Source organism: Streptomyces sp. NPDC048018 (genome assembly GCF_043202995.1).
In the GTDB taxonomy this organism is placed as follows: domain Bacteria; phylum Actinomycetota; class Actinomycetes; order Streptomycetales; family Streptomycetaceae; genus Streptomyces.
This window is the reverse complement of sequence record NZ_JBIDBK010000002.1, coordinates 659,618-682,738: the sequence shown is the minus strand read 5'-3', so window position 1 is coordinate 682,738 and position 23,121 is coordinate 659,618. Positions and strand designations below refer to the sequence as shown.

The window sequence follows — 23,121 nt, the reverse complement described above, 5'->3', positions numbered from 1 at the left end:
TGCCTAGGGGAGGGTAACGACCGTCGCGGCGAAGACGAGACCCGCCCCGAAGCCGATGATGAGCGCGGTATCGCCGCTCTTCGCCTTCCCGGTCGCCAGAAGCCGCTCCATGGCGAGCGGGATCGAGGCGGCCGAGGTGTTGCCGGTGGTCTCCACGTCACGGGCGACCGTGACGTGCTCCGGCAGCTTGAGCGTCTTCACCATCGAGTCGATGATCCGCATGTTGGCCTGGTGCGGGATGAAGACGTCCAGGTCGTCCGCCGAGATGCCGGCGGCGTCCAGGGCCTGCTGGGCGACCTTCGCCATCTCGAAGACGGCCCAGCGGAACACCGCCTGGCCCTCCTGCGTGATGGCGGGGAACTTGATCTCGCCCTTCTCGTTGAGGGGGAGCTTCGACACGTCGCCGCCATGGAAGTCGTTCCACGGCACGGTCTGCTTGATCGTCTCGGACTTGTCGCCCTCCGAACCCCACACCGTGGGGCCGATGTGCGGCTCGTCCGAGGGGCCGACGACCACGGCGCCCGCGCCGTCGCCGAACAGGAAGGCCGTCGCGCGGTCCTCCAGGTCCGTCAGGTCGCTGAGCCGCTCCACGCCGATGACGAGGACGTACTCGGCCGAACCCTCGACGATCATGCCCTTGGCGAGGGTCAGGCCGTAGCCGAAGCCCGCGCAGCCGGCGGAGATGTCGAACGCCGCCGGCTTGCCGGCACCGATCTTGTCGGCGATCTCGGTCGCCACGGCAGGGGTCTGCTTGAAGTGCGACACCGTCGAGACGATGACCGCGCCGATCTGCTCGGGGTCGATGCCGGCGTCGGCGATCGCCTTGCCCGAGGCCTCCACCGACATCGCGGCGACGGTCTCCTCGGGGGACGCCCAGTGCCGGGTCGCGATGCCGGAGCGGGACCGGATCCACTCGTCGGACGAGTCGATCTTCTCCAGGATCACCTCGTTGGGCACCACACGGGTCGGGCGGTAGCCGCCGACACCGATGATGCGCGCGTACGGGGCGCCCTTGCTGGGCTTGATCTTGGCCATGCTTCTCGACACTCCTTGTCAGGCCGTGGCGGTCGTCTCGGCGACGAGCGTGCGGGCCGCGTCGAGGTCGTCAGGGGTCTTCAGGGCCACGGTGCGCACACCGGGCAGCGCGCGCTTGGCCAGGCCGGTCAGGGTGCCGCCGGGGCACACCTCGATCAGACCGGTCGCGCCGAGCCCCTGGAAGGTCTCCATGCACAGGTCCCAGCGGACCGGGTTGGCGACCTGGCCGACGAGGCGGGAGATGACCTCCGCGCCGGTCGTCACGACCTGGCCGTCCTTGTTGGAGACGTACGCGGTGGCCGGGTCGGCCGGGGACAGCTTCTCGGCCGCCTCCGCCAGCTTGTCGACCGCCGGAGCCATGTGGTGCGTGTGGAACGCGCCCGCGACCTTCAGGGCCACGACGCGCCGGACACCCTCGGGCTTGTCCGCCTCCAGGGCGGCCAGCTGCTCCGCGGTGCCGGCGGCCACGATCTGGCCCGCGCCGTTCACGTTCGCCGGGGTGAGCCCCAGCTTCTCCAGGTGCGGGACGACGACCTCGGGGTCGCCCCCGAGCAGCGCCGACATGCCGGTCTGCGTGATCGCGGCGGCCTCGGCCATCGCCAGACCGCGGGTACGCACGAGACGCAGCGCGTCGGTGGCGTCGAGGACGCCGGCGAACGCGGCGGCGGTGATCTCGCCGACGCTGTGACCGGCGACGGCGCCGGGCGCCACGTCACCGAGGGCGGCGGCCGACAGCAGACCGGCCGCGACGAGCAGCGGCTGGGCCACGGCGGTGTCGCGGATCTCGTCCGCGTCGGCCTTCGTGCCGTAGTGGGCAAGGTCGAGCCCGATGGCGTCGGACCAGGCCGCGACGCGGTCGGCGGCACCGGGGAGTTCGAGCCAGGGAGTCAGGAAGCCGGGCGTCTGGGCGCCTTGGCCGGGAGCGACGAGTACGAGCACCCTCACACTCTCTCTTGGGGACGGTCCCGGACGCCCGTGGGGACAGGGACGAAGAACCGCCGGGGGAATTGTTGGCGTTCGACAAAAGTCTAGGACTGCGTATCCGCCTCGGCCAAGCGCCCGAGGATCAGCGCGATCCGCAAGGTGAACGCGGAGCGGACATCGGAGGGTGACCAGCCGGTGACGTCGGTCACACGTCGAAGCCGGTAGCGCACGGTGTTGGGGTGCACGAAGAGCATGCGGGCCGCGCCCTCCAGGCTGCTCGCCTGCTCCAGATAGACGCTCAGCGTCTCCAGCAGGGCCGAGCCCGCCTCCTCCAGCGGTCTGTAGATCTCCTCCACCAGCTGCTCACGGGCCGAAGGGTCGGAGGCGATCGCGCGCTCCGGGAGGAGATCGTCCGCGAGAACCGGCCGCGGGGCGTCCTGCCACGCTGTGCAGGCCTTGAGTCCGGCCGCGGCGGCCTGAGCGGACCGGGTCGCCGCGAGCAGGTCGGGCACCACGGGCCCGGCGACGACCGGGCCGGCCGCGTACGGCCCGATCAGCGCCTTCGCGACGGCCAGCGGATTGTCGTTGCCGCCCGCGATCACGACGAGGCGGTCACCCAGCACACCGGTCAGCACCTGCAGCTTGGCGTGCCGGGCGGCCCGCCGGATCGCCTCGACGGTCAGTTCGCTGTCCCCGTCGGGCGCGGTGCCGAGCACGACGCACACGTTCTCGGGGGAGTTCCAGCCGAGGGCGGCGGCCCGGGAGACGGCACCCTCGTCCGCCTCGCCGGACAGCACGGCGTTGACGACGAGGGACTCCAGCCGGGCGTCCCAGGCGCCGCGGGCCTCGGCTGCCTGCGCGTACACCTGGGCGGTGGCGAAGGCGATCTCCCGTGCGTAGACGAGCAGCGCCTCGCGGAGCACCCTCTCGTCTCCAGGCGCCGCGACCTCGTCGATCGCCGCTTCCATGACCTCGATGGTGGTCCGCACCATCTCCACGGTCTGGCGCAGCGTGATCGCCCGGGTCAGCTCGCGGGGCGCCGTGCCGAAGACGTCCGTGGAGATCGCCTGCGGGGTCTCCGGGTGCCGGAACCACTCGGTGAACGCGGCGATACCGGCCTGGGCGACGAGACCGATCCACGAGCGGTTCTCGGGCGGCATCGCCCGGTACCACGGCAGCGTCTCGTCCATGCGCGCGATGGCGTTGGCGGCGAGCCGCCCCGAGGACTGTTCGAGGCGCTTCAGGGTCGCGGCATGGCGGTGGGCGGCGTTCACGGGTTCAGACACGGGGACAAGACTGCCTTATCGGGACGGCGGCGTGCGGGGTCGGGGCGGTTTCGCCGCCGCCGCGGTGGCGCCCGCGGCTACCGTGATCCCGTGATACGCATCCAGCGCGCCGGCGAGCGCCACCCGGGCGGCGACCCCGGGGCCGGCATCGACACCCGGCACGCCTTCTCCTTCGGACGCTTCTACGACCCCGACAACCTGCGCTTCGGTGCGCTGCTCGCCTGCAACGAGGAGCGCCTGGCTCCCGGCTCCGGCTTCGACGAGCATCCGCACAGCCACACCGAGATCGTCACGTGGGTCGTCGGGGGCGAGCTCACCCACCGCGACTCGACCGGTCACACCACCGTCGTGCGCCCGGGCGACCTGCAGCACCTGAGCGCGGCGGCCGGCGTCCGCCACGTGGAGCGCAACGACGGCCCGGACCCCCTGGTCTTCGTCCAGATGTGGCTCGCCCCCCTGACTCCGGGCGGCGAGCCCGCGTACGAGATCGTCCGCGGCATCGCCGACGCCACCCCGTACGCCCTCCCCGCGGCGGGCGCCCTGCTCCACGTCCGCCGCCTGGAAGCCGGCGAACTCAGCGCCGTCCCGGACGCGGACCTGCTGTACGTCCACGTGGTCCGCGGCACGGTCCGCCTGGCCGGCGAGGAACTCGCGGCGGGCGACGCGGCGCGGGTGACGGGGGAGAAGGACCTCGCGCTGCTGGCGACGGGGGACGCGGAGCTGCTGCTGTGGGAGATGCGGGACGCCACGACCGGCGCGTGACGTACGGCCGCGACCACGCGGCGTCTGGCGGAGCGTGCCGGGCCCGCGGTGTCCGGCGCCCTCCGAGAGGTGCGACCCGGCGCAGCCCGTCCACGAACGCCCGCCAGGCGTCGGCGGCGACGATCAGGACGGGCCCGGGGTCCTCTTGCTGTCGCGGACGGGGCCTAGGAGCCGGTCCGGCCGTCGAGGAGTTCGCGGACGATGTCCAGGTGGCCGTTGTGCCGGGACGTCTCCTCGATCAGGTGGAGGAGGATCCAGCGGAGGTCCACGTGCAGGCCGTCACGGATGGGGCGCCCGGCCTTCGTGTCCAGGTCGTGCGCCGACACCAGGCGGCGCAGGCGGGCGCTCTGCTCCTCGTACTCGGCGAGCAGCCGCGGCAGCGGGACGTCGACCGCCGTCCGCATCTCGGGGTCGGGGTCGTCGTCGGTCGCCTCCGCGAGCGGGCCCTGGAGTTCTCCGTCCAGGAACACCACGTCCAGCCACCAGTGTTCGACCCAGCGCAGATGGCTGATCAGCCCGCACATCGTCATCAGCGGCGAGTTCGGGAGGGGAGCCCTGCGGGCGTCCTCCGCGGACACGCCCTCGCACTTGGCGACCGCCGTGGCGCGGGCGTAGTCCAGGAAGGTGGTCAGCTGGGTGCGCTCGTCCCAGGAGGACGGCGTATCGGTACGTGAAGTCATCGCCGGGAGTCTGCCCGCCGACCCGAGGGGGTGTCGAACGGTTATCGCAGCGCGCTCTTCGTCTGCCAGTCTGCCCAGCTCACGTTCCACGCGCCGTAGCCGTTGCCCGGTGCCACGACGCCCTTGGTCTCCTCGCCCTTGATCTCGAAGGGGTCGCCGGGGCGGACCAGGGCGTAGAAGGCGGAGGCCTGTTCGGTGCTCATGCCGATGCAGCCGGAGCTGTGGTTGGCGCGGCCGAAGTAGGCGGCGTTCCAGGGGGCGGCGTGCGCGTACATGCCCGACCAGGTGAGGCGCATCGAGTAGTCGACGTCCTTGTTGTAGGCGTCGCCGAGGCCGACCGTCTCGGAGTTCATGTTGATCGTGCCCTCCTTCGCCATGAGGACGGCCGTGCCGCGCCAGGAGCGCTTGTCGCCGCCGGGGGTGCCGCCGGAGACCGGGATCGTGCGGACCGCCTGCCCGTCGCGCAGCAGGGTGAGCTTCTTGCGGTCCAGGTCGACCTTCACGATCCGGGCCGTGGAGTCGACGCTGAAGCCGGTGCGGTAGTCGCGGACGAACCAGCCGCCGCCCGAGTCCGTCCCGTTGAGCGTCGCCTCCAGGGTGACCTTGGTGCCCGGCTTCCAGTACTCCTTCGGGCGCCAGTCGACGCGGTCCTTGCCCGAGTAGTCGGTCAGCCAGCCCCACGAGCCCTCGGTGCCGTTGGAGGTCGTGACCTTCAACTGGCGTTCCACGTCCGCCTTGTTCCTCACCGGGCGGTCGAAGACGATCGACAGCGGCTGGGCGATGCCCACCGTGGTGTTCTTGCCCGGTGCCAGGGTCAGCTTGTTGACCCTGTCCGCCTCGGGGGTGGAGAAGGTCGACCTGGACGTCGTCCGCTTGCCGCCGGCCGTGCTGGACGTCACCTCCACCGTGTACGCGGTGCCGGGCGCGGCCTTGCGGTCCGAGACCCAGGAGGCCCCGTCCGCCGCCGTACGGCCGGCCAGCGGTGTGCCGTCCGCGTCGACCACCTTCACCTGGGCCAGGGTGCCGCCGGTCGCGGTCACGGTGACCTGCCGGCCGGCCGCCGGGGGCTGCACGGTCACCTTCGCCGGGGTGTCGGCCGCGGCGGCGGCCTTCGAGCCGTCCGGCTGGCTCGCCGTCGCCGCCGAACAGGCGGTGAGCGCCACCGCCGTGAGGAGGAACAGGGGTATGCGTATGCGCGCAACGGGCAGCACGGGACGGACCTCCGCGGAAGCGTGAGTGGAGTGGAAAGAAGGGGATGACCCGGACTCTAGGTCGCCGCCGGGCGCCCGTGCCGCCTCCCGGACCCATGTGACCTGCCCTGCAGAGAAACGGTCATCGTCCGGTCACATTCCTCGCGCGGAGCGGTCAAGACCGGCTGTGAGCCTGCTGTGCGCCCCACCACCGACGGGGCGGAACAAGGAGGCTCCCGTTGTGTCAGCGCTGCTCGTGACGGCCGCACCCATGCCCGCGACCGCTCCGGTGCCGTGGCTCGGGCCCGTCACCCCGGAGGTCTACCGCGCGTTCCTCGCCGCCCGCTCCACCGGTGCCGACGGACCCAGCTTCCTCCAGCTCCCGGCCTGGGCCGAGGTGAAGGAGGGCTGGACCCCCCGGCTCGTCGGCTGGGGGCGCCGGTCCGGTGAGCTCGACGGGGTCGCGCTCGTCCTGCTGCGCGCCTTCCCCGGCACCCGCAAGTACCTCGCCTACCTTCCCGAGGGGCCGGTCGCCGACTGGGCCGACCCGGACCTCGACGGCTGGCTCGATCCGCTCCTGCGCCATCTGCGCGGCCTCGGCGCCTTCGCCGTCCGCATCGGGCCCGGGCCGGCCTACCGGCGCTGGTCCGCCGCCACGCTCAAGGCGCACAGCGGACCCGGCCGGCGCCTCTCCGACGTCCTGGCCAGCGAGGTCGACCCGCTGGGCTCCGCCGTCGCCGAGCGCCTGAGGGCGCGCGGCTGGCGCAGGTGCGGCGGGGACAGCGAGGACGGCGCCGACGCCCAGCCGCGGCACGTCTACCAGGTGCCGCTCACCGGCCGCAGCTCCGACGACCTGTGGAACGGCCTCAACCAAGAATGGCGGCGCAACATACGCAAGGCCCGGAAGTCGGGCGTCGAGGTCGTCGTCGGCTCGGCCGCCGACCTGCCCGAGTTCCACCGGCTGCTGCGCATCACGGAGGAGCGCGACGGCTTCCGGCTCGGACGCTCGCTCGCGTACTACGAGCGCCAGTACGCCGTCCTCAACGCCGAGCACCCCGGCCGCATGAAGCTCTACCTCGCCCGCCACGAGGGCGAGGTGCTCGCCGCGCACACGATGATCACCGTCGGCCGGCGGGTCTGGTACCAGACCGGCGCCTCGGCGGACCACCGCCGCGAGGTCCGGCCCTCCAACGCCCTGCAGTGGCGCATGATGCTCGACGCCCACGCCGTCGGGGCCGACGTCTACGACCTGCGCGGGGTACCCTCCACCCTCGATCCGGACGACCGCGCGCACGGCCTGCTTCGATGGAAACTCGGCACCGGCGGACAGGTCGTCGAGACCCTGGGGGAGTGGGAGATTCCGTTGCCCGGCACGACCAACCACACGCTGTACCGCGCCTTCCAGGCGTATCTGGCCCGTCGATGACGGCCACCGCCACCGCCACCGAGAGCAGGGCGGCGGCGCCGTCCGTCCTGCGCAGCGGCGCCCTCATGGCCGCGGGGTCGCTCGTCTCGCGCGCCACCGGCTTCGTCCGGTCCGCGGTCGTCGCCGCGGCCATCGGCACCGGACTGGTCGCCGACGGCTACGCGGTGGGCAACTCGGTGCCCACCATCGTCTACATGCTGCTGCTCGGCGGCGCCCTCAACGCCGTCTTCGTGCCCGAACTCGTCAAGGCCGCCAAGGAGCACGAGGACGGCGGCGCCGCCTACACCGACCGGCTGCTCACCGTCTGCGTGCTCGCCCTCACGGCGCTCACCGCGGCCGCCGTGCTCGCGGCTCCCGCGATCGTCGACGGCTACACCGACTACACGGGCGCGCAGCGGGACATGACCATCGCCTTCGCCCGCTCCTGCCTGCCGCAGATCCTCTTCCTCGGTCTGTTCACGCTGCTCGGGCAGGTGCTCAACGCACGCGGCCGGTTCGGCGCGATGATGTGGACACCGGTCCTCAACAACGTCGTCGCGATCGGCGTGTTCGGGCTCTTCCTGGCCGTCTCCGACGGGGGCCGGCTCACCACCGGCGAGACCGCGCTCCTCGGCTGGGGCACGACCGCCGGCATCGCCGTCCAGGCCCTCGCCCTGCTGCCCTCCCTGCGGGCGGCCGGCTTCCGCTGGCGGCCCCGCTTCGACTGGCGCGGCAGCGGCCTCACCGCGCCCCTGCGGGCGGCCGGCTGGCTCGTGCTGCTCGTCCTCACCAACCAGGCCGCCTACTGGGTCACGACGAAGGTGGCGACGGCGGCCGGTCAACTCGCCGAGGGCGCCGGGCTCAGCGCGTACAACAACGCCTACCAGCTGTGGATGGTCCCGCACGGCATCATCACCGTCGCCCTCGTCACCGCACTCATGCCACGGATGAGCGGCGCCGCGGCCGAGGGCGACCTCGCGGGCGTGCGCCGGGACCTCGGCTACGCCCAGCGCACCAGCGCCGCGGCCGTCGTCCCCGCCGCCTGCGCCCTGTTCGCACTCGCCGTCCCGGTGATGGGCACCGTCTACCAGTACGGCCGCACCGACGCGGACGCCGTACGGTCGATGGCCTGGATCCTGATGGCCCTCGCGCCCGGACTCGTCGCCCTGTCCGGCCAGTACGTGTGCACGCGCGCCTTCTACGCGATGCGCGACACCCGCACCCCGTTCCTCCTGAACCTCGTCATCGCCGGCCTCAACGCCCTCCTCGCCGTCTGCTCGTTCGCCCTCCTGCCGTCCCGGTGGGCCGTGGCCGGCATGGCCGCGGGCTACTCGCTGGCGCTGTGGGCGGGCTGGGGGCTGACGGCGTACGTGCTCGGGCGGCGCCTCAGGAGGACCACCGGGGCCGACGCCGCGGCGCCCGACGGCGTCGTCGCCCCCCTGCTCCGGCTGCTCGTCGCCGCCGTGCCCGCCGCCGGGCTCGGGCTGCTCACGACCGGCGCGACCGCCGCGGCCGGCTCCGTGGCCTCCGGCCTGGCCGGCGCGGCCGTGATCCTCGCCGTCTTCGCCCTGCTCGCCCGCCCCCTGCGGCTCACCGAGGTCCGGGCGCTGCTCGCGGGCGCCTCCGGCCGGGCCCGCCGCCTCGTCCGCCGCGGCGGCTGACCCCACCCCGTCCCCGCCGGGCCCCCTCCCCGGCGGGGAGCTCCTACGACCTTGGGATACTCCTCAGATGCCACGCGTGCTGCTGATCGAAGACGACCCCTCCGTCCGCGAAGGCGTCGAGCTCGGGCTCCGGCGCCGCGGGCACGAGGTGCGGACCGCCGCGACCGGCGAGGCGGGTCTCGCCGCGCTCGGCGAGTTCCGCCCCGACCTGCTGCTGCTCGACCTCATGCTGCCCGGCATGAACGGCGTCCAGGTCTGCCGCCGGGTCCGCGAGACCAGCCAGCTGCCCATCATCATGCTCACCGCCCGCGGCGACGACTTCGACGTGGTCGTCGGCCTGGAGGCCGGCGCCGACGACTACATCGTCAAGCCCGCCCGTACGGAGGTCATCGAGGCCCGCATCCGCGCCGTGCTCCGCCGCATCGAGGAGCCGGGCGGCGGCCGGCCGGCCGTCGAGTTCCACGGGGAGCTGGCCGTCGACCGGGCCGGGCTCACCGTCGCGAAGAACGGCGAGCGGGTCGCCCTCGCCCCCTCCGAACTCAAGCTGCTGCTGCACCTCACGGCCGCGCCCGAGCAGGTCTTCAGCCGCCAGCAGCTCCTCGAACACGTCTGGGAGCACAGCTTCCACGGCGACGCCCGGCTCGTCGACGCCTGCGTCCGCCGGCTCCGCACCAAGATCGAGGACCCGGGCGAACCCCGCTACATACAGACCCTCCGCGGCTTCGGCTACCGCTTCGGTCCCCTCCAGTGAGGGCCCACGTGCCCGGCGGCGCCGACCGGCCCCCGAGACGCCGCCGCCCCCGCGCCTTCGGGCTGCGCACGCGCCTCGTCCTCGCCTTCCTCCTCGTCGCCGCCGTGGGCTGCGGCACCACCGCCGCACTCACCTACCGCGCCGCCCGCAACGCCATCCTGGAGCAGACCCAGGACACCGCCGTGAGCGCCTTCCGGCAACAGGTCGAGACCCTCAACACCACGATGCCGGTCAACCTCGACGTGCTGCGCGACGAACTCCAGCGCATCGCCCGGCAGGGCAAGCCCCGGCCCTGGCGGGTCTACGCGGAGTACGGCACCCTGCGGGCGTCCTCCACCGACCGGCCCGAGTCGACCGTCCTCACCCCCGAACTGCGCCGCCGCGCCACCGCGCCCGGCACCACCCACGGCAGCTTCCAGCGGGTGGTCAGGAACGGCACCCCCTACCTCACCATCGCCGTCCCCGCCGTCTTCAGCGGCCGCGGCGGCGGCTACCCGGCGGGGCGCCCCACCGGCCTCGTCGTCTACGCGGTGATGGACCTGGGCGAGGAGGAGGCCAACATCGAGGCCATGGTCGTCGCCGCCCGCGACGGCGCCCTGCCGGCGCTGCTCGTCGCCCTCGTCCCCGCCCTCATCGCCTCGCGGAGCGTGCTGCGGCCGGTCCGCGAGCTGCGGCACGCGGCCCACAGCATGGGCCAGGGCCGGCTCGACACCCGTATCCACGCCAAGGGCAGCGACGAACTCGCCGACCTCGCCCGCACGTTCAACGAGTCCGCCGGCGAGCTGGAACGTTCCGTCGCCGAGCTGCGGCGGGCCGAGGCACGCGCCCGGCGCTTCGCCTCCGACGTGTCGCACGAACTGCGCACCCCGCTCGCCGGCATGCTCGCCGTCACCGAGGTGCTCGACGAGGACGCCGGCACCCTCGACTCCGACACCGCCCGCGCGGTGCGCCTGATCAGCGCCGAGACCGGCAAACTGGCCGTCCTCGTCGAGGACCTGATGGAGATATCCCGCTTCGACGCGCGTGCCGCCGAACTCCACACCGACGAGGTCGACGCCGCCGAGACCGTCCGCAAGACCCTGATCCGGCGCCACTGGACCGACCCCGACCAGGTCGTCACCGAGCTCGCCGACGGCATCCGCGCCCGGCTCGACCCGCGCCGCTTCGACGTGGTCGTCGCCAACCTCGTCGGCAACGCCCTGCGGCACGGCCGCCCGCCGGTCACCGTCCGGGTGTACACCGCGGACGGGGCGGGCGCGGAGCTCGTCACGGAGGTCGCCGACCAGGGGCCCGGAATCCCCGACGACGTGCTGCCCCACGTCTTCGACCGCTTCTACAAGGGCGACCCGGCCCGTACCCGATCGGCCGGCAGCGGCCTCGGCCTCGCCATCACACTGGAGAACGTCCGGCTGCACGGTGGTAGCGTCGTCGCCGCCAACCGGCCCGACGGCGGCGCCGTCTTCACCGTCAGGATCCCGCTGTGACCCGGCCCCCGACCCGGACCCCGCCCCCGACCCGGAACCGGACCCGGCCCAGGACGCGCACGTCCTTGCGACGTCTCGCCGTCCTGCTGAGCCTGCTGCCGCTCGCCGCCTGCGGCATCCGGAAGAGCGACGTCGTGGAGGCCGGCGGCGCGGCCACGGTCGCCGTGTACCCGACCAACGGCGTGAAGATGGTGCTGTTCCTCGTCGGTCCCGACGGGCGGCTGATGCCGACCGTCCGCGACTTCGGTCTCTCCTACGGTCCGGACGGCACCACCGGTCTCGTCGACCGTGACGGCAATCCGATGCGGCTGCCGACCGAGCGGGCGGTCGTCGGCGGCTACCGCATCGCCACCGACAAGGTGCTCGCCACCCTCCTGGAAGGCCCTGACCAGCGGGAACGCGGCGCCGGACTCACCACGCGGCTCGCCCTGCACGGCTTCTCGCCGCACACCGAGACCCGGCCCGGCCCCGACGGGGGCGACACGGTGCTGAGCCTGCGGCTCGAGGTCCGGGTCCAGGACCTCGACCCCCTGGGGGTGCAGCAGCTGGTGTGCACGGCCGCCTACGCCGAGGAACTCGGCCAGGCCGCGCAGGTCGTCGTCACCGGGATCGACACGACCCTGCCGGCCACCCGCTGCGAGGCGGACTGACCGGCCCGGGGCCGCCCCTGACCGCACTCAGGCGCGGAGCTCCGCGAGCACCCCGTCCGTGAACGGCGGCCACGCCTCGATCGCCCACGGCCCGAAGGGCCGGTCGGTCAGCGCCACGCACGCGGCGCGCGCGTCGGGGTCGATCCACAGGAACGTCCCGGCCTGGCCGAAGTGCCCGAAGGTGCGCGGCGAGGACGTGGCACCGGTCCAGTGCGGCGCCTTGCCGTCGCGGATCTCGAAGCCGAGACCCCAGTCGTTGGGCCGCTGGTGCCCGTAGCCGGGCAGGATGCCGGTGACACCGGGGTACGTGACGGTCATCGCGTCCAGCACGGTCCGCGCGTCGAGCAGCCGCGGCGCCTGCACCTCCGCGGCGAAGCGGACCAGGTCGTCGACGGTCGACACGCCGTCCTTGGCGGGCGAGCCGTCGAGCGTCGTGCCCTTCATGCCGAGCGGCTCCAGGACGGCCTGGTGCAGATATTCGGCGAAGGGGATGTCGGTGGCCTTGGCGACGTGGTCGCCGAGCACCTCGAAGCCGGTGTTGGAGTAGATCCGGCGGGTGCCGGGCGCGGCCATGACCCGGTTCTCGTCGAAGGCGAGCCCGGAGGTGTGGGCCAGCAGGTGCCGCACGGTCGCGCCCTCGGGGCCGGCCGGCTCGTCGAGGTCGATCGCCCCCTCCTCGTACGCGACGAGGACGGCGTAGGCCGCGAGCGGCTTGGTGACGGAGGCCAGCGCGAAGCGCTGCCCGGTGGGGCCGTGGGCCCCGGCCAGGGTGCCGTCCGCACGGACGACGGCGGCGGCCGCGGTGGGAACGGGCCAGTTCTCGATCGACGCCAGGCTCTGCATGTAGCCGAGCCTACTTGCTTCGAGTGCACTCCAAGTCTCTAGCGTGGGGGTCATGAGCGTGATCGAGAGCACGACCGGGCCCGCCGTCAAGGACCGCTACACCATCAGCGAGGTGGCCGCCCTCACCGGACTCAGCGCCCACACCCTGCGCTGGTACGAGCGGATCGGCCTCATGCCGCACGTCGACCGTTCGCACACCGGCCAGCGCCGGTTCACCGAGCGCGACCTGGGCTGGCTGGCGTTCGTCGGCAAGCTGCGGCTCACCGGCATGGCCGTCGCCGACATGGTCCGCTACGCGGAGCTGGTGCGGGAGGGCGACCACACCCATGACGCGCGGCGGGCGATCCTCGAGTCCACCCGGACCGACGTCGTCGCCCGGATCGCGGAGCTGCAGGACGCGCTCTCCGTGCTCGACCTCAAGATCGATCACTACGCCACCGTCTGCGGAGGAACGACATCATGAGCACCCCCGACGCCAGGATCGACACCGTACGCCTGGGCGGCCCGGAGGGCCCCGAGACCGGCGTCCAGGGCTTCGGCGCCATGGGCATCAGCGAGTTCTACGGCGACACCGACGAGGCCGCCGCCCGCGACACCCTGGAAGCCGCCCTGGAGGCCGGCGTCACCCTGATCGACACCGCCGACTCCTACGCCTTCGGTGCCAACGAGGAGTTCCTCGCCCCGTTCGTCGCCGCGCACCGGGACGAGATCGTCCTCGCCACCAAGTTCGGCATCGAGCGGCGGGCCGACGACCCCCGCTTCCGGGGCGTCAACAACACCCCCGCCTACATCCGCGCCTCCGTCGAGGGCAGTCTGCGCCGCCTCGGCGTCGAGACGATCGACCTCTACTACATGCACCGCACCGACCCGGCCGTGCCGTTCGCGGAGTCCGTCGGCACCATGGCCGAGCTCGTGAAGGAGGGCAAGATCCGGCAGATCGGGCTGAGCGAGGTCACCGGCCCCGAACTGCGCGAAGCCCACGCGGTGCACCCGGTCGCCGCCCTGCAGTCGGAGTGGTCGCTGTTCTCGCGCGACGTCGAGCACAGCGCGGTCGGCGCGGCCGCCGAGCTCGGCGTGACCTTCGTGCCGTACTCGCCGCTCGGCCGCGGCTTCCTCACCGGCTCCTTCGCGGACGCCGCGAAGGAGTTCGGGACCGACGACTTCCGCCGCCGTCAGCCGCGCTTCACCGGCGAGAACGCCGAGCGCAACGCGGCCCTGCTCGCCCCGCTCCACGCCATCGCGGCCGAGCGCGGGGCGACCTCGGCGCAGATCGCCCTGGCCTGGGTCCAGCAGCGCGCCGCCGTGCACGGTCTGACCGTCGTCCCCATTCCCGGCACCCGCAAGCGCACCCGCCTCCTGGAGAACGCGGCGGCCACCCGGATCACCCTCACCGAGGCGGAGCTCGCCGCCCTGGAGCCGATCGCCGGCCAGGTGGCCGGAGAACGCTACCCGGACATGACCTTCACCTCAGCCGCCCGCGAGGCCTGACCCACCCCCCCCACACACACACCACGAGGCCCCCTCCACCCCCCAACGCCGTGGGGGAGAGACCCTCCCACGCCTTGGGGGGCGAGACCCCCCAACGCCGTCGGGGAGAGCTCGGGTGCCTGGGGCCCCGGGCCACTCCGCGCGGACCCGCCGGCCTCCGTGCGGGCAATCGTCCCGCCGCGGCGGGACGGGTGGGCACACGGGACGTCAGCACTTGCCCGGCCCGGGCTTCCCGCACGTACGCCCGCCCCCGGAGGCCGCTCGCGCCCGGACGGCCCCCCGCCCCCACCAGGCGCGGCGCGTCGGGACGCCCGCCTGGGGCGCCGCACGAAACCCGCAGGTCGCCGGACCCGCCGCCTTCGCACCCCTCCCCACGGGCACGGGCTCACGCCAGCCCCAGCGCGAAGACCGCGAACCCGGCCGCCAACACACCCGCGGCCGCCCGCCGGGCCGTGCCGGTCCGGGTCCACGGGGACTCGAAGCCCCGCGCGTACCGCCCGATCAACACGAGCAGTCCGGCGAAGAGCGGCATCCACGCCAGCCGCGCCACGATCCAGCCGACCGAGTCCGGCGCCCCCACCAGGCCCGGGACCCCGCCCAGGTACGAGGCGGGGACCGCGGCCGCCAGCATGGCCGTCTGGTGCCAGCACAGGATGGTCATCGCGGACAGGTTGACCACGACCACCGGCGCCCACAGCGCGGGCCGCGCCAGCAGCCGGCCGAGCCGCTCCCGCAGCAGGACCGCCGCACCGCTCTGCGCGGCGGCGAGGGCCAGGACCAGCAGCGACGGCGGGTGCGAGTTGGTGCGGGCCTCACCGGGGACGCCGACCATCGACAGCGGGTAGCCGCACCACAGCAGGAGGGCGGCGAAGAGCGCCGCGCCGCCGAGCAGCAGCGCCCAGGCGTGCCGGCGGTGCACCCGGCCCTCGCCCCAGGAGACGCCCAGCTGATACGCGAAGAGCCAGCCCGGCAGGATGTTGAGGACGCTCAGCCAGGACGGCATCGCGTCGGCGTACGGCCCGTAGCGCAGGAAGTCGACGACGGCGACCGAGCCGAGCAGCGGGGCCGCGGCCCACACGCCGAGCCGGCGGGCGGCCCGGACGCAGAACGGCGTGAGCGCGGTGACGACCGTGTAGACGCCGACGAACCACAGCGGCTGGATCACCAGCGTCGACGCCGTCCGCAGGGTGTCGCCCGGCACTCCCAGGCCGTGGTGGAGCAGCGGCAGCAGTGCCGCCCACACGGCGGTCACCCCGAGCACCGGCCGCCCGAGCCGGGCCAGCCGGCCCTTGAGCCACCCGCTCGTGGGCCCCTCGTGGCGGCGGAAGGACAGGACGGAGGCGTAGCCGCCGACCAGGAAGAAGATCCCCAGCATCTGGAGGAGCCAGCTGACCGGCGCGAAGCCGCCGAAGGCGGACAGCGGGCTGGCGTTGTGGAGCGCGCCGTCCGCGGAGCGCGTGAACCCGCCGAGCAGCCAGTGCCCGGTGGGCACGGCGAGCAGGGCGAGGGCGCGCAGTCCGTCGATCGCGCGGTCGCGGTGGGCGGGGGTACCGGCCTCGATCCTCCGGACGGCGGTCCGCAGCGGCGTGCTCATCGCACGTCCCCGTCGGCGATCGCGGCGAAGGCGCGCAGCGACTCGGTGCCCGGCGCGAAGTAGCCGTCGTGGCCCTGCGCGTCGGCGGCCGGCACACGGCGGGCGCCGAACTCCGGCGCGGCCGGGTCGGCGCCGTGGCCCAGGCCCGCGAACGCGACGTAGGGGACCCGGTCGATCCAGTCGGTCGGGTCCTTCGCCGCCCACACCCGCGCGGAGGTGTTCAGCGCGGCCACGTCGTCGGCGCGCATACCGGGGGAGGCGATGGCCACCAGGTCCTTGGCCTTGAGTGCGTGCGCGGCGAGTCCGCAGACCACCGATCCGTAGCTGTGGCAGAAGAGCGCGGGCTCGGCGGAGCCGACGGCCAGCAGCCCCTCCGTGAAGCGGGTGAGCCGGTCCGCGCCTGCCGTGGCGAGGTCGGCGGTGGCGGCGTCGAGACCGACCCCGACGGGGGTGGTGTACCCGGCCCAGGCGACGACGGCCGTCCGGTCGCCGGTCGCGGCCCGCAGGGCGGCGGCCTTGCGGGCGAGCGGCGCGAAGTTCCGCGCGTCCACGTCGGAGCCGGGCACGATCACCGCCACGTGGGCGGCCCGCGCGAGGTCCCCGTAGACGAGCACGGCCTGACCACGCCCCCGGGGGTCGTACGCGAGGACCTGCTGCCCGGCGAACCGAGCGCCCGCGGCGCGGGCGTTGGCGGCGTAGCGCAGGGCGAGCGGGGCACCGTCCAGATTGCCGACGACGCCCGGGTGCTCGCGCAGCAGCCGCGCCCGCGCGCCCTCGCCCAACCCGGCGAAGTACGCGGCGACCTGAGCGGGCGTCATGCCCTCCGGATCCGGCAGGCCGTCGGCCTGCCAGGCCGCGGTGCCGACCGGCGCGCCGGTCACGGGCTGCTGGGTGGTCCCGGACGCCCAGCCGGCGGTCCCCGCGACAACGGTGGCGGTGAGCGCGGTGGCCACCAGGGTCCTCGTGAACCGGCGCATGCGGTCCTCCGTTCCTGTCTCTCTCGGTGATCTCGTCGCTGGCGAGGGAGAAGGTAGGAACGGAGTGGGTGACGGCACGTCACACCGGGGGGTCAACCGTGAAGTGATACCTGGGTAGGGGCCGGACGAGCAGCTGACCCGACTCCAGGGGTGGGGTTTTCCCCCGGTGCCGCGGGGGCGGGGCCGTCGGCCGGGGGGCATTGGCCGGGGGCATCGGGGGACACCGGGGCGGGGGCCGTCGGCCCGGCGGGTGGGTCGCTCCGGTGGGTCGGGGGCCGGTCCGGTGGGTCGGGGTAGTGCCGGGGGCCGGTCCGGTGGGTCGGGCTGGTCCGGGGGTGGGTCCGGTGGGGCGGGCTGGTGCCGGGGGTGGGTCCGGTGCCGGGGAACGGCCGGTCGGGCGGACTGGGGCGGGTGCGCGTGCCTTGCGGCGGCGGGGCGGGCGGTCGGGCCGGTAACGGGGGGGCGAGACGCCGGGGTTCGCCGGGTCGGTCGGGCTGGGGCCGGCTGGTCGGTGGTGGTCGGTGGTGGCCGGTACCGGGCATCGGCGGGTCGCTGGGTCGGGCCCGTGCCGTGAGTCGGGGTGCCGGCGGCCTGCCCGGTCGGGCGGGGAGGGTCCGTGGAGTGGCCGGTGCCTGCCGTCGCCCGGGCGGGTGGGATCCGGGGGTGCTCGCTGCCGGGCGTGGGCGGGTCGGCCGGGGCCGTGGGTGGCGGGTGCCTGGTGTGGCCGGGCCGGTGGGGCCCGAGCCGGGGGTGGCCGGCTTCTGCCGTCCGCCCGACCGGCCCTGGTCGTGGTCGTCTAGCGTCCGCCGCCGCCCGGCGTGACCAGGCCCGACTCGTACGCGAAGATCACCGCCTGTGCCCGGTCCCGCAGGTCCAGCTTGGCGAGGACCCGGCCGATGTGCGTCTTCACGGTCTGCTCCGCGAGGATCAGATGGTCGGCGATCTCCTGGTTCGACAGCCCCTGCGCGATCAGCTCCAGCACCTCCGTCTCGCGCGGGGTGAGCCCGTTGAGCCGCAGGGCCGCCCGGTCGGCGCGGGGCGCCGGCCGCGACGCGGCGAAGTCGGCGATCAGACGCTTGGTCACCGAGGGCGCCAGCAGCGCCTCACCGGCCGCGACCACACGCACCGCGGCGATCAGATCGGCCGGCGGCGCGTCCTTCAGCAGGAAGCCCGAGGCGCCCGCCCGCAGCGCCTCGTACACGTAGTCGTCCACGTCGAAGGTGGTCAGCATCAGCACCCTGGGCCGGTGCACCACGCCCGGCGGCGGGTCGAGGATCTGCCGCGCCGCCGCGAGCCCGTCCAGCTCCGGCATCCGCACGTCCATGAGCACCACGTCCGGGTGGGTGCTCCGGGCCACCTCCACGCCCTGGCGTCCGTCCGGGGCCTCGCCCACCACGTCGATGTCGGGCTGCGCCGACAGCAGGGCGGCGAAGCCGGCCCGCACCATGGCCTGGTCGTCGACGATGATCACGCGGATGGTCACAGGACACCTTCGTCAGGGGTTGGTCAGCGGAAGCCGGGCGGCGACCCGGAAGCCCCCGTCCGGCAGTGGCCCGGTGTCGAGCGAGCCGCCGGTCAACCGTACGCGCTCGCGCATGCCGACCAGCCCGTGTCCCGTGCCCGGGCCGCCCTCCAGCGGCGAAGTCCGCTTCTCGGCGGGCCCGTTGACGACCAGGACGTTCAGCCAGCCCTCCCCGTCGCCCCGTACGGACACCCGGGTGGCGGCGCCGGGCGCGTGCCGTACGACATTGGCCAGCGCCTCCTGCACGATCCGGTACGCCGACAGGTCCACCGCCTGCGGCACGCCGGCCAGGTCGGCGGCCATCGACAGCTCGGCCGGGACGCCCGCCCGTACCGTCGCCTCGACCAACTGCTGCACCCGGTCCAGACCCGGCTGTGGCGCCCGTTCGCCCTCCGAACCGTCGCTGCGCAGCACCGCGAGCAGCCGCCGCATCTCGGCGAGCGATTCGCGCGCTCCGGACGCGATCGACGCGAACTCCTCCCGGGCGGCGTCCGGCAGTTCGGGGATGCGGTACGGGGCGGAGTCCGCCTGCACCGTGATCACCGACATGTGGTGGGCGACCACGTCGTGCAGCTCGCGGGCGATCCGGGTCCGCTCCTCCAGGAGCGTGCGGCGGGCCCGTTCGGCCTCGCTGATGGTCGCCTGCTCGACGAGCCGCCGCTCGGCCTCGCCGCGCCCGCGCAGGGTCGCGGTGAGCAGCAGCACGACGCCGCTGAGCACGAAGAGCAGGGCGACGACCCCGTCGCCCGGCCGGCCGGGCGCCAGGAGATGGAAGACGCCCCCGGTGGCACCCGTGACCAGCCATACCCCCAGCAGGGCGCGCCGGGACTCGCGGAGTCCGAGGGCGAGCATCAGGAAGAGGTAGCCGACCACGACCATGGGCGTCCACGGCCAGGGCAGTCCGTCGGCGTGGTCGGCGGCGAGCACCACGAGGCCGCCGGCGACGTCCGACGCGAAGATCACCCACCAGGCCTGGAGGGGCCGCGTGACGGCGAGCAGCAGGGGAGCGGTCTGCGCGGTGGCGAGAGCGCCGGCGAGGGCGCCGTTGACGTGGTAGTCGTGCACGAGCACGGCGACGGTCACCGGCAGCAGGGCCGCGACGAGGACGAGGGCGACCCCGTACGGAAGCAGCCGCACCCAGCGCGAGGAGGCCCGCCCGAGCATCGCCTCACCGGGGCCGGTGGGCGTGGCGAGCGCGATCCCGAAACTCCGCACGAGCGCCTGCGCCCGTGCCCCGACCCGTGGCATACGCGGCCGACGCCGCAGTTCATCCTTCATGGCCCGCCCAGGGTAGGCAGGAGGGCCGGGGTGAGACGTCATACCGGAGTCTCGGCCCGGGGGTCGTACCTGGGTAGGGGGTACGGGGTATGGGGTCGGCGCCGCGACCGTACGGGCCGTGGGGCGGGCTTGGGTACGCGGCCCGTACGGGCCGGCGGGCCGCGTACTCCGGCCCGGTAGCCGGTAGCCGGTAGCCGGTAGCCGGTACCCGGTCGCGGGACACGGGGAGCGGTGGGGTCGCGCGTGCTTCCCCCGGAGCAGTGGGGCCGTGACGGTCCCGTACGGAGCGGAGGAGCCGCGCCTGCCTCCTGTGCAGTGGCTCGGCCGGGCCCGCCCCGTACGGAGCGGCGGGCCCGGCCTGCCCCCGTACGGAGTGGAGGAGCCGCGTCTGGGCGGAGGCGAGTCCGGGCTCGCCGGACCGGGCGGGTACGGCCGTACCCCCGCTACAGCTCCGCGAGCAGCTCCGCCTTCTTCACGGAGAACTCCTCGTCCGTCACCAACCCGGTTCGGTGCAGCTCGCTGAGGTGGCGGATCCTTTCTGCGACTCCGGCGGGATCACGGGGCGCCGCCGTCGCGGCGGGCACGCGCACGGACGCGCCGCGGATCGCGGCCAGGACCGCCGCGGCGAAGGGCAGGGACTCGTGGACCGGGCCGTAGCCGAGACCGAAGACGACGGACGCGGGATCGTGGTCGGGCTGCTCGGGCCGGGCGTCGTGGCCGTCCCGGGGAAGCAGCCGCAGATAACCGTCCAGGACCTCGGGCGAGCGCCACTCGACGCCGCTCAGCTCGCTCACCCGGAAGGTCCGGTCGCCGGCCTTCCACTTCTCCGAGGAGGCCCCCGTCCAGAACCAGCGGAAGGCCACCTCGCCCTTGCCGTCGAAGCTCGCCTTCCCGTCGTACGCCTTGAAGGACTGCGGTCCCTCGGGCGCGGCCACCAGGAAGCGGTCCGCGGGCTCGGCGGCCTCGTGCGGCCTGAGTGCCGAGAGCAGTTCGTCGCGGTAGTACTCGGCGAGCGTCTCGCGGTCGGCGGGCAGCACGAGCCGGTACGGGTCGGACCCTTCCTTCAACTGCCCGCTCGCCGCCTCCATCAGGGGATCGGCACCCGCCCTCGGCACGGCGTGCAGCACGACGGTGCCCCGCTTGCCCGGGGCGAGCGTCACCGACGCCAGCGCCTCGTACGGGACACGTCGTTCGCGCAGCGCCTGGAACAGCCTCGGTGTGCGGATCCCCCGGTCGAAGCGGATGACGACGGCGTCGCTCTCGAACTCCCAGGTGGCATGAATTCCAGCCAGCACATCACCCATACGCCTCATCGTATGCGGCCTATGCCCCGACGTCGCCCCTCCGCAACCACGGTAAATTCGCCGCGATCTACGCGCGTGGGACAGCTCACCCGCCGGAGATTCCGCCGAGGCAAGCGCTGTCCGCACCCGCACAGGTCAGATCGGCGTACGCGCCGACGCCTATCGCGGCGAAGTTCTCGACGCTCGTGGTGCCCGGCTCGAAATAGCCGGCATGTCCGTTCGCGCCGGCCGCCGAGAGCAGCCGGGCCCCGAACTCCGGGGCCACCGGGTCGGTGCCGTGCCCGACGCCGCCGAGCTCCAGGTGGGGCACGTCCGCGATCCAGTCGTCGGCGTCCCGCATGGCCCAGATCCGGGCGGAGGTGCCCAGGTCCGCGGCGCGCTCGGCGCGCATGCCGGGACTACCGGCGACGACCACGTCGGTGACCCGGGCGGGCAGCCTGGGCGCCGCGACGCCGCACAGCACCGAGCCGTAACTGTGGCAGAAGAGGCTCACCCGCGCGTCGCCCGGCAGGGCCTCCGTCAGGTCGACGAGCCGGACGGCGCCGTTCTCCGCCAGCCGTCCGATGGCCGCCTCGATGCCGACCCCGACGGGCGCGGTGTAGTCGGCCCAGGCGATGACGGCGGTACGCGTCCGGGGGTCGGCCCGGTGCTCGGCGGCGTAGAGGGACGCGGCCATCCCGGCCGGCGCCGAGAAGCGGCGGGCGGACTTCTGGAAGGTCAGCAGGTTGGTGTCGACCCCGGGGACGATCACCGAGACCCGGCGGGCCCGGTCCAGATCGCCCAGGACCTCCGCCGTCCGGCCGGCGCCGCTGGGGTCGAAGGCCAGGATCTGGCGGTCGGGGCGCATCAGGCTGGTGAAGCGGTGCACCCGGCGCAGCGCCTCGTGACGCCCGGCGGAGTTGAGCCGCGGATCGTCCACCCGTCCCCGCTCGGCGGCGAGGGCGCGGGACAGCGATCTGCGGTTGGCCCGGTAGCGCAGGGTCACCGGGACGCCGTTGAGGTTGCCCACGACGAGAGGGTGCGTGTCGGCGAGCCGGGCGCCCTGGGCGGGCCCGAGGCCGGCGAAGAAGGCGGCGATCGCGCGGGCCGGGGCCTTCGGGTCGGGGAGTGCGCGCCCGCCGATCCTGTCGTGCGCCCAGGCGGCCAGCGCCTGCTGCCGGGTCTCCCCTGGCGTGCGGTGATGCCGGATCGTGGTCCATCCGGTGGTCGCGAGGAGTACGAACACCACGCCGAGCGCGAGCAGGATCCGCCAGACGGAGAGCGTGGGGGAGGAGTCGAAGGAAGGCATTGGGGGCCACCCTAGGGGGCGCCCTGGCGGGCCCGGAGGGGCGAGTGACGCGGATCACTTCGGGGGGAGGGGTGCGGTGACGGTGCGTGCGCGCCGTCGCACGCGGAGCTCGCGCCCGCGCGCGCGGAGCATCGGGCGGGGTCGGGTGCGGCTCGTACGGCTCACGCCTGCGCGGCTCGTACGGCTCACGCGGCTCGTACGGCTCGTACGGCTCACGCGGCTCGTACGGCTCGTACGACGCACGCGGCTCGTACGGCTCACGCGTTGCGCACACGCCCCGTAAAGCTCACACGCCCCGTATGACTCACGCCCCCCATACGACTCACGCCCCCCCGTACGGCTCACGGCCGCCAGTGCGGCTCCAGGGCCGGCGCCAGGTGGTCCAGGTAGTGCTCGGTCAGCGTGCGGATGGCCTCCAGGGTGGGATCGGCGCTCCGGCCCCACAGTCGTCCGGTCACCCGCATCACCCCGCTGAACGCGGCGACCGCGATCCGCGGGCGCGGGTCCTCGTCCACGTCCAGCCCCTCGCGTTCGGCGATCAGGCGGGCGATGGACTCCTCCATCTCCGTGGACCGGCGCAGGTGCACGGCGAGGAGGGCGGGCGTCGACTCGATGACCTGGAACGTCCGGACGTACAGCTCGACGGGGACGACCTCGGCGATCGCCTCGCCGATGGTGTCCCAGGCGCTGAGGACCGCGTTGCGCATCGTGTCGAGCGGGCCCTCCTCGGGCGGCCGCCCGGCCAGGGCCTGCATGAACCGTTCCTCCACCATCTGCTGGACGGCGAAGGCCACGTCCTCCTTGGTGGCGAAGTAGCGGAAGAACGTGCGCTGGGAGACGTCGACGGCGTCGACGATCTCGTCGACCGTGGTCCGCTCGTATCCCTGGGTGGTGAAGAGCTCCAGGGCGGCCCGGATCAGCGCGTCGCGGGTGCGCTGCTTCTTGCGCTCGCGCAGACCGGGAACGGTCACGTCTCGATCCCCATTTCCGCGTCTTCCC

21 protein-coding genes are annotated in these 23,121 nt (G+C 74.0%); 8 read left to right on the top strand and 13 right to left on the bottom strand.

What is annotated here, in order from left to right; all coding sequences use genetic code 11:
- Window positions 1–3 precede the first annotated feature (3 nt).
- The 3 genes from ACGF1Z_RS09005 to fasR form a co-directional block, all read right to left on the bottom strand.
- Window positions 4–1,035 (bottom strand): ketoacyl-ACP synthase III, encoded by a 1,032-nt coding sequence (locus ACGF1Z_RS09005; protein ID WP_393001535.1) that lies wholly within the window; start codon window positions 1,033–1,035, stop codon window positions 4–6.
- Between the two features lie 18 nt (window positions 1,036–1,053).
- Window positions 1,054–1,974, bottom strand: coding sequence for an ACP S-malonyltransferase (locus tag ACGF1Z_RS09000; RefSeq protein ID WP_393001533.1), 921 nt, complete (start codon window positions 1,972–1,974; stop codon window positions 1,054–1,056).
- Between the two features lie 89 nt (window positions 1,975–2,063).
- Window positions 2,064–3,245, bottom strand: coding sequence for a fatty acid biosynthesis transcriptional regulator FasR (gene fasR, locus ACGF1Z_RS08995; protein ID WP_393001531.1), 1,182 nt, complete (start codon window positions 3,243–3,245; stop codon window positions 2,064–2,066).
- Between the two features lie 90 nt (window positions 3,246–3,335).
- On the opposite strand from fasR, the gene ACGF1Z_RS08990 reads away from it, so the two are divergent.
- A complete protein-coding gene (locus ACGF1Z_RS08990) occupies window positions 3,336–4,007 on the top strand; it encodes a pirin family protein (RefSeq protein ID WP_393001529.1) in 672 nt (223 codons plus the stop codon).
- A gap of 164 nt (window positions 4,008–4,171) precedes the next feature.
- On the opposite strand, the gene ACGF1Z_RS08985 is transcribed toward ACGF1Z_RS08990, so the two are convergent.
- Complete coding sequence (locus ACGF1Z_RS08985; protein WP_393001527.1) at window positions 4,172–4,687, bottom strand: DinB family protein; 516 nt, start codon at window positions 4,685–4,687, stop codon at window positions 4,172–4,174.
- Between the two features lie 41 nt (window positions 4,688–4,728).
- Window positions 4,729–5,898, bottom strand: a complete 1,170-nt coding sequence (locus ACGF1Z_RS08980) for an Ig-like domain-containing protein (RefSeq protein WP_393001525.1) — start codon at window positions 5,896–5,898, stop codon at window positions 4,729–4,731.
- Between the two features lie 220 nt (window positions 5,899–6,118).
- Here ACGF1Z_RS08980 and ACGF1Z_RS08975 point away from each other — a divergent pair, with 220 nt between their 5' ends.
- From ACGF1Z_RS08975 to ACGF1Z_RS08955, 5 genes are all read left to right on the top strand, one after another.
- A complete protein-coding gene (locus ACGF1Z_RS08975; RefSeq protein WP_393001523.1) occupies window positions 6,119–7,303 on the top strand; it encodes a lipid II:glycine glycyltransferase FemX in 1,185 nt (394 codons plus the stop codon).
- Entirely contained in the window at window positions 7,300–8,943 is a 1,644-nt protein-coding gene (murJ, locus tag ACGF1Z_RS08970; RefSeq protein WP_393001521.1) for a murein biosynthesis integral membrane protein MurJ, read from the top strand. Before ACGF1Z_RS08975 ends, murJ begins: the two co-directional genes overlap by 4 nt.
- Window positions 8,944–9,010: 67 nt before the next feature.
- A complete protein-coding gene (locus ACGF1Z_RS08965) occupies window positions 9,011–9,694 on the top strand; it encodes a response regulator (protein WP_393001519.1) in 684 nt (227 codons plus the stop codon).
- Complete coding sequence (locus ACGF1Z_RS08960) at window positions 9,691–11,178, top strand: ATP-binding protein (protein WP_393001517.1); 1,488 nt, start codon at window positions 9,691–9,693, stop codon at window positions 11,176–11,178. The genes ACGF1Z_RS08965 and ACGF1Z_RS08960 overlap by 4 nt, the downstream gene beginning before the upstream one ends.
- A gap of 65 nt (window positions 11,179–11,243) precedes the next feature.
- A complete protein-coding gene (locus ACGF1Z_RS08955) occupies window positions 11,244–11,828 on the top strand; it encodes a hypothetical protein (RefSeq protein ID WP_393001515.1) in 585 nt (194 codons plus the stop codon).
- A gap of 27 nt (window positions 11,829–11,855) precedes the next feature.
- On the opposite strand, the gene ACGF1Z_RS08950 is transcribed toward ACGF1Z_RS08955, so the two are convergent.
- On the bottom strand, window positions 11,856–12,671 hold the full coding sequence (locus ACGF1Z_RS08950) for a serine hydrolase domain-containing protein (protein ID WP_393001513.1): 816 nt from the start codon (window positions 12,669–12,671) through the stop codon (window positions 11,856–11,858).
- A 52-nt stretch (window positions 12,672–12,723) separates the two neighbouring features.
- On the opposite strand from ACGF1Z_RS08950, the gene ACGF1Z_RS08945 reads away from it, so the two are divergent.
- Window positions 12,724–13,134 carry a MerR family transcriptional regulator gene (locus tag ACGF1Z_RS08945; RefSeq protein ID WP_393001511.1) on the top strand — a complete coding sequence of 137 codons (411 nt, stop codon included), beginning with the start codon at window positions 12,724–12,726 and terminating at the stop codon, window positions 13,132–13,134.
- Window positions 13,131–14,159, top strand: a complete 1,029-nt coding sequence (locus ACGF1Z_RS08940; RefSeq protein WP_393001509.1) for an aldo/keto reductase — start codon at window positions 13,131–13,133, stop codon at window positions 14,157–14,159. Before ACGF1Z_RS08945 ends, ACGF1Z_RS08940 begins: the two co-directional genes overlap by 4 nt.
- A gap of 385 nt (window positions 14,160–14,544) precedes the next feature.
- Here the strand turns inward: ACGF1Z_RS08940 and ACGF1Z_RS08935 are convergent, their stop codons facing one another.
- The 7 genes from ACGF1Z_RS08935 to ACGF1Z_RS08905 all read right to left on the bottom strand — a co-directional run bounded on the left by ACGF1Z_RS08935 (window position 14,545) and on the right by ACGF1Z_RS08905 (window position 23,093).
- Window positions 14,545–15,753, bottom strand: a complete 1,209-nt coding sequence (locus ACGF1Z_RS08935; protein WP_393001507.1) for an acyltransferase — start codon at window positions 15,751–15,753, stop codon at window positions 14,545–14,547.
- Entirely contained in the window at window positions 15,750–16,730 is a 981-nt protein-coding gene (locus ACGF1Z_RS08930) for an alpha/beta hydrolase (RefSeq protein ID WP_393001505.1), read from the bottom strand. The genes ACGF1Z_RS08935 and ACGF1Z_RS08930 overlap by 4 nt, the downstream gene beginning before the upstream one ends.
- Before the next feature lie 796 nt (window positions 16,731–17,526).
- Window positions 17,527–18,213, bottom strand: a complete 687-nt coding sequence (locus ACGF1Z_RS08925; protein ID WP_393001503.1) for a response regulator — start codon at window positions 18,211–18,213, stop codon at window positions 17,527–17,529.
- A 12-nt stretch (window positions 18,214–18,225) separates the two neighbouring features.
- A complete protein-coding gene (locus ACGF1Z_RS08920) occupies window positions 18,226–19,572 on the bottom strand; it encodes a sensor histidine kinase (RefSeq protein ID WP_393001501.1) in 1,347 nt (448 codons plus the stop codon).
- 401 nt (window positions 19,573–19,973) lie between these two features.
- On the bottom strand, window positions 19,974–20,843 hold the full coding sequence (locus tag ACGF1Z_RS08915; RefSeq protein WP_393001499.1) for a DUF4429 domain-containing protein: 870 nt from the start codon (window positions 20,841–20,843) through the stop codon (window positions 19,974–19,976).
- Window positions 20,844–20,919: 76 nt separating this feature from the next.
- Window positions 20,920–22,122: an alpha/beta hydrolase gene (locus ACGF1Z_RS08910; RefSeq protein ID WP_393001497.1), complete on the bottom strand. Its 1,203-nt coding sequence runs from the start codon at window positions 22,120–22,122 to the stop codon at window positions 20,920–20,922.
- 341 nt (window positions 22,123–22,463) lie between these two features.
- Entirely contained in the window at window positions 22,464–23,093 is a 630-nt protein-coding gene (locus ACGF1Z_RS08905) for a TetR/AcrR family transcriptional regulator (RefSeq protein ID WP_393001495.1), read from the bottom strand.
- Between the last annotated feature and the right edge of the window lie 28 nt (window positions 23,094–23,121).

Bases quoted from the DNA above. Each gene is read 5' to 3' on its own strand.
- ACGF1Z_RS09005 (WP_393001535.1), bottom strand. From the start codon at position 1,035: ATGGCCAAGATCAAGCCCAGCAAGGGCGCCCCGTACGCGCGCATCATC.
- ACGF1Z_RS08985 (WP_393001527.1), bottom strand. From the start codon at position 4,687: ATGACTTCACGTACCGATACGCCGTCCTCCTGGGACGAGCGCACCCAG.
- murJ (WP_393001521.1), top strand. From the start codon at position 7,300: ATGACGGCCACCGCCACCGCCACCGAGAGCAGGGCGGCGGCGCCGTCC.
- ACGF1Z_RS08965 (WP_393001519.1), top strand. From the start codon at position 9,011: ATGCCACGCGTGCTGCTGATCGAAGACGACCCCTCCGTCCGCGAAGGC.
- ACGF1Z_RS08950 (WP_393001513.1), bottom strand. From the start codon at position 12,671: ATGCAGAGCCTGGCGTCGATCGAGAACTGGCCCGTTCCCACCGCGGCC.
- ACGF1Z_RS08945 (WP_393001511.1), top strand. From the start codon at position 12,724: ATGAGCGTGATCGAGAGCACGACCGGGCCCGCCGTCAAGGACCGCTAC.
- ACGF1Z_RS08940 (WP_393001509.1), top strand. From the start codon at position 13,131: ATGAGCACCCCCGACGCCAGGATCGACACCGTACGCCTGGGCGGCCCG.
- ACGF1Z_RS08935 (WP_393001507.1), bottom strand. From the start codon at position 15,753: ATGAGCACGCCGCTGCGGACCGCCGTCCGGAGGATCGAGGCCGGTACC.
- ACGF1Z_RS08930 (WP_393001505.1), bottom strand. From the start codon at position 16,730: ATGCGCCGGTTCACGAGGACCCTGGTGGCCACCGCGCTCACCGCCACC.
- ACGF1Z_RS08920 (WP_393001501.1), bottom strand. From the start codon at position 19,572: ATGACGTCTCACCCCGGCCCTCCTGCCTACCCTGGGCGGGCCATGAAG.
- ACGF1Z_RS08915 (WP_393001499.1), bottom strand. From the start codon at position 20,843: ATGAGGCGTATGGGTGATGTGCTGGCTGGAATTCATGCCACCTGGGAG.
- ACGF1Z_RS08910 (WP_393001497.1), bottom strand. From the start codon at position 22,122: ATGCCTTCCTTCGACTCCTCCCCCACGCTCTCCGTCTGGCGGATCCTG.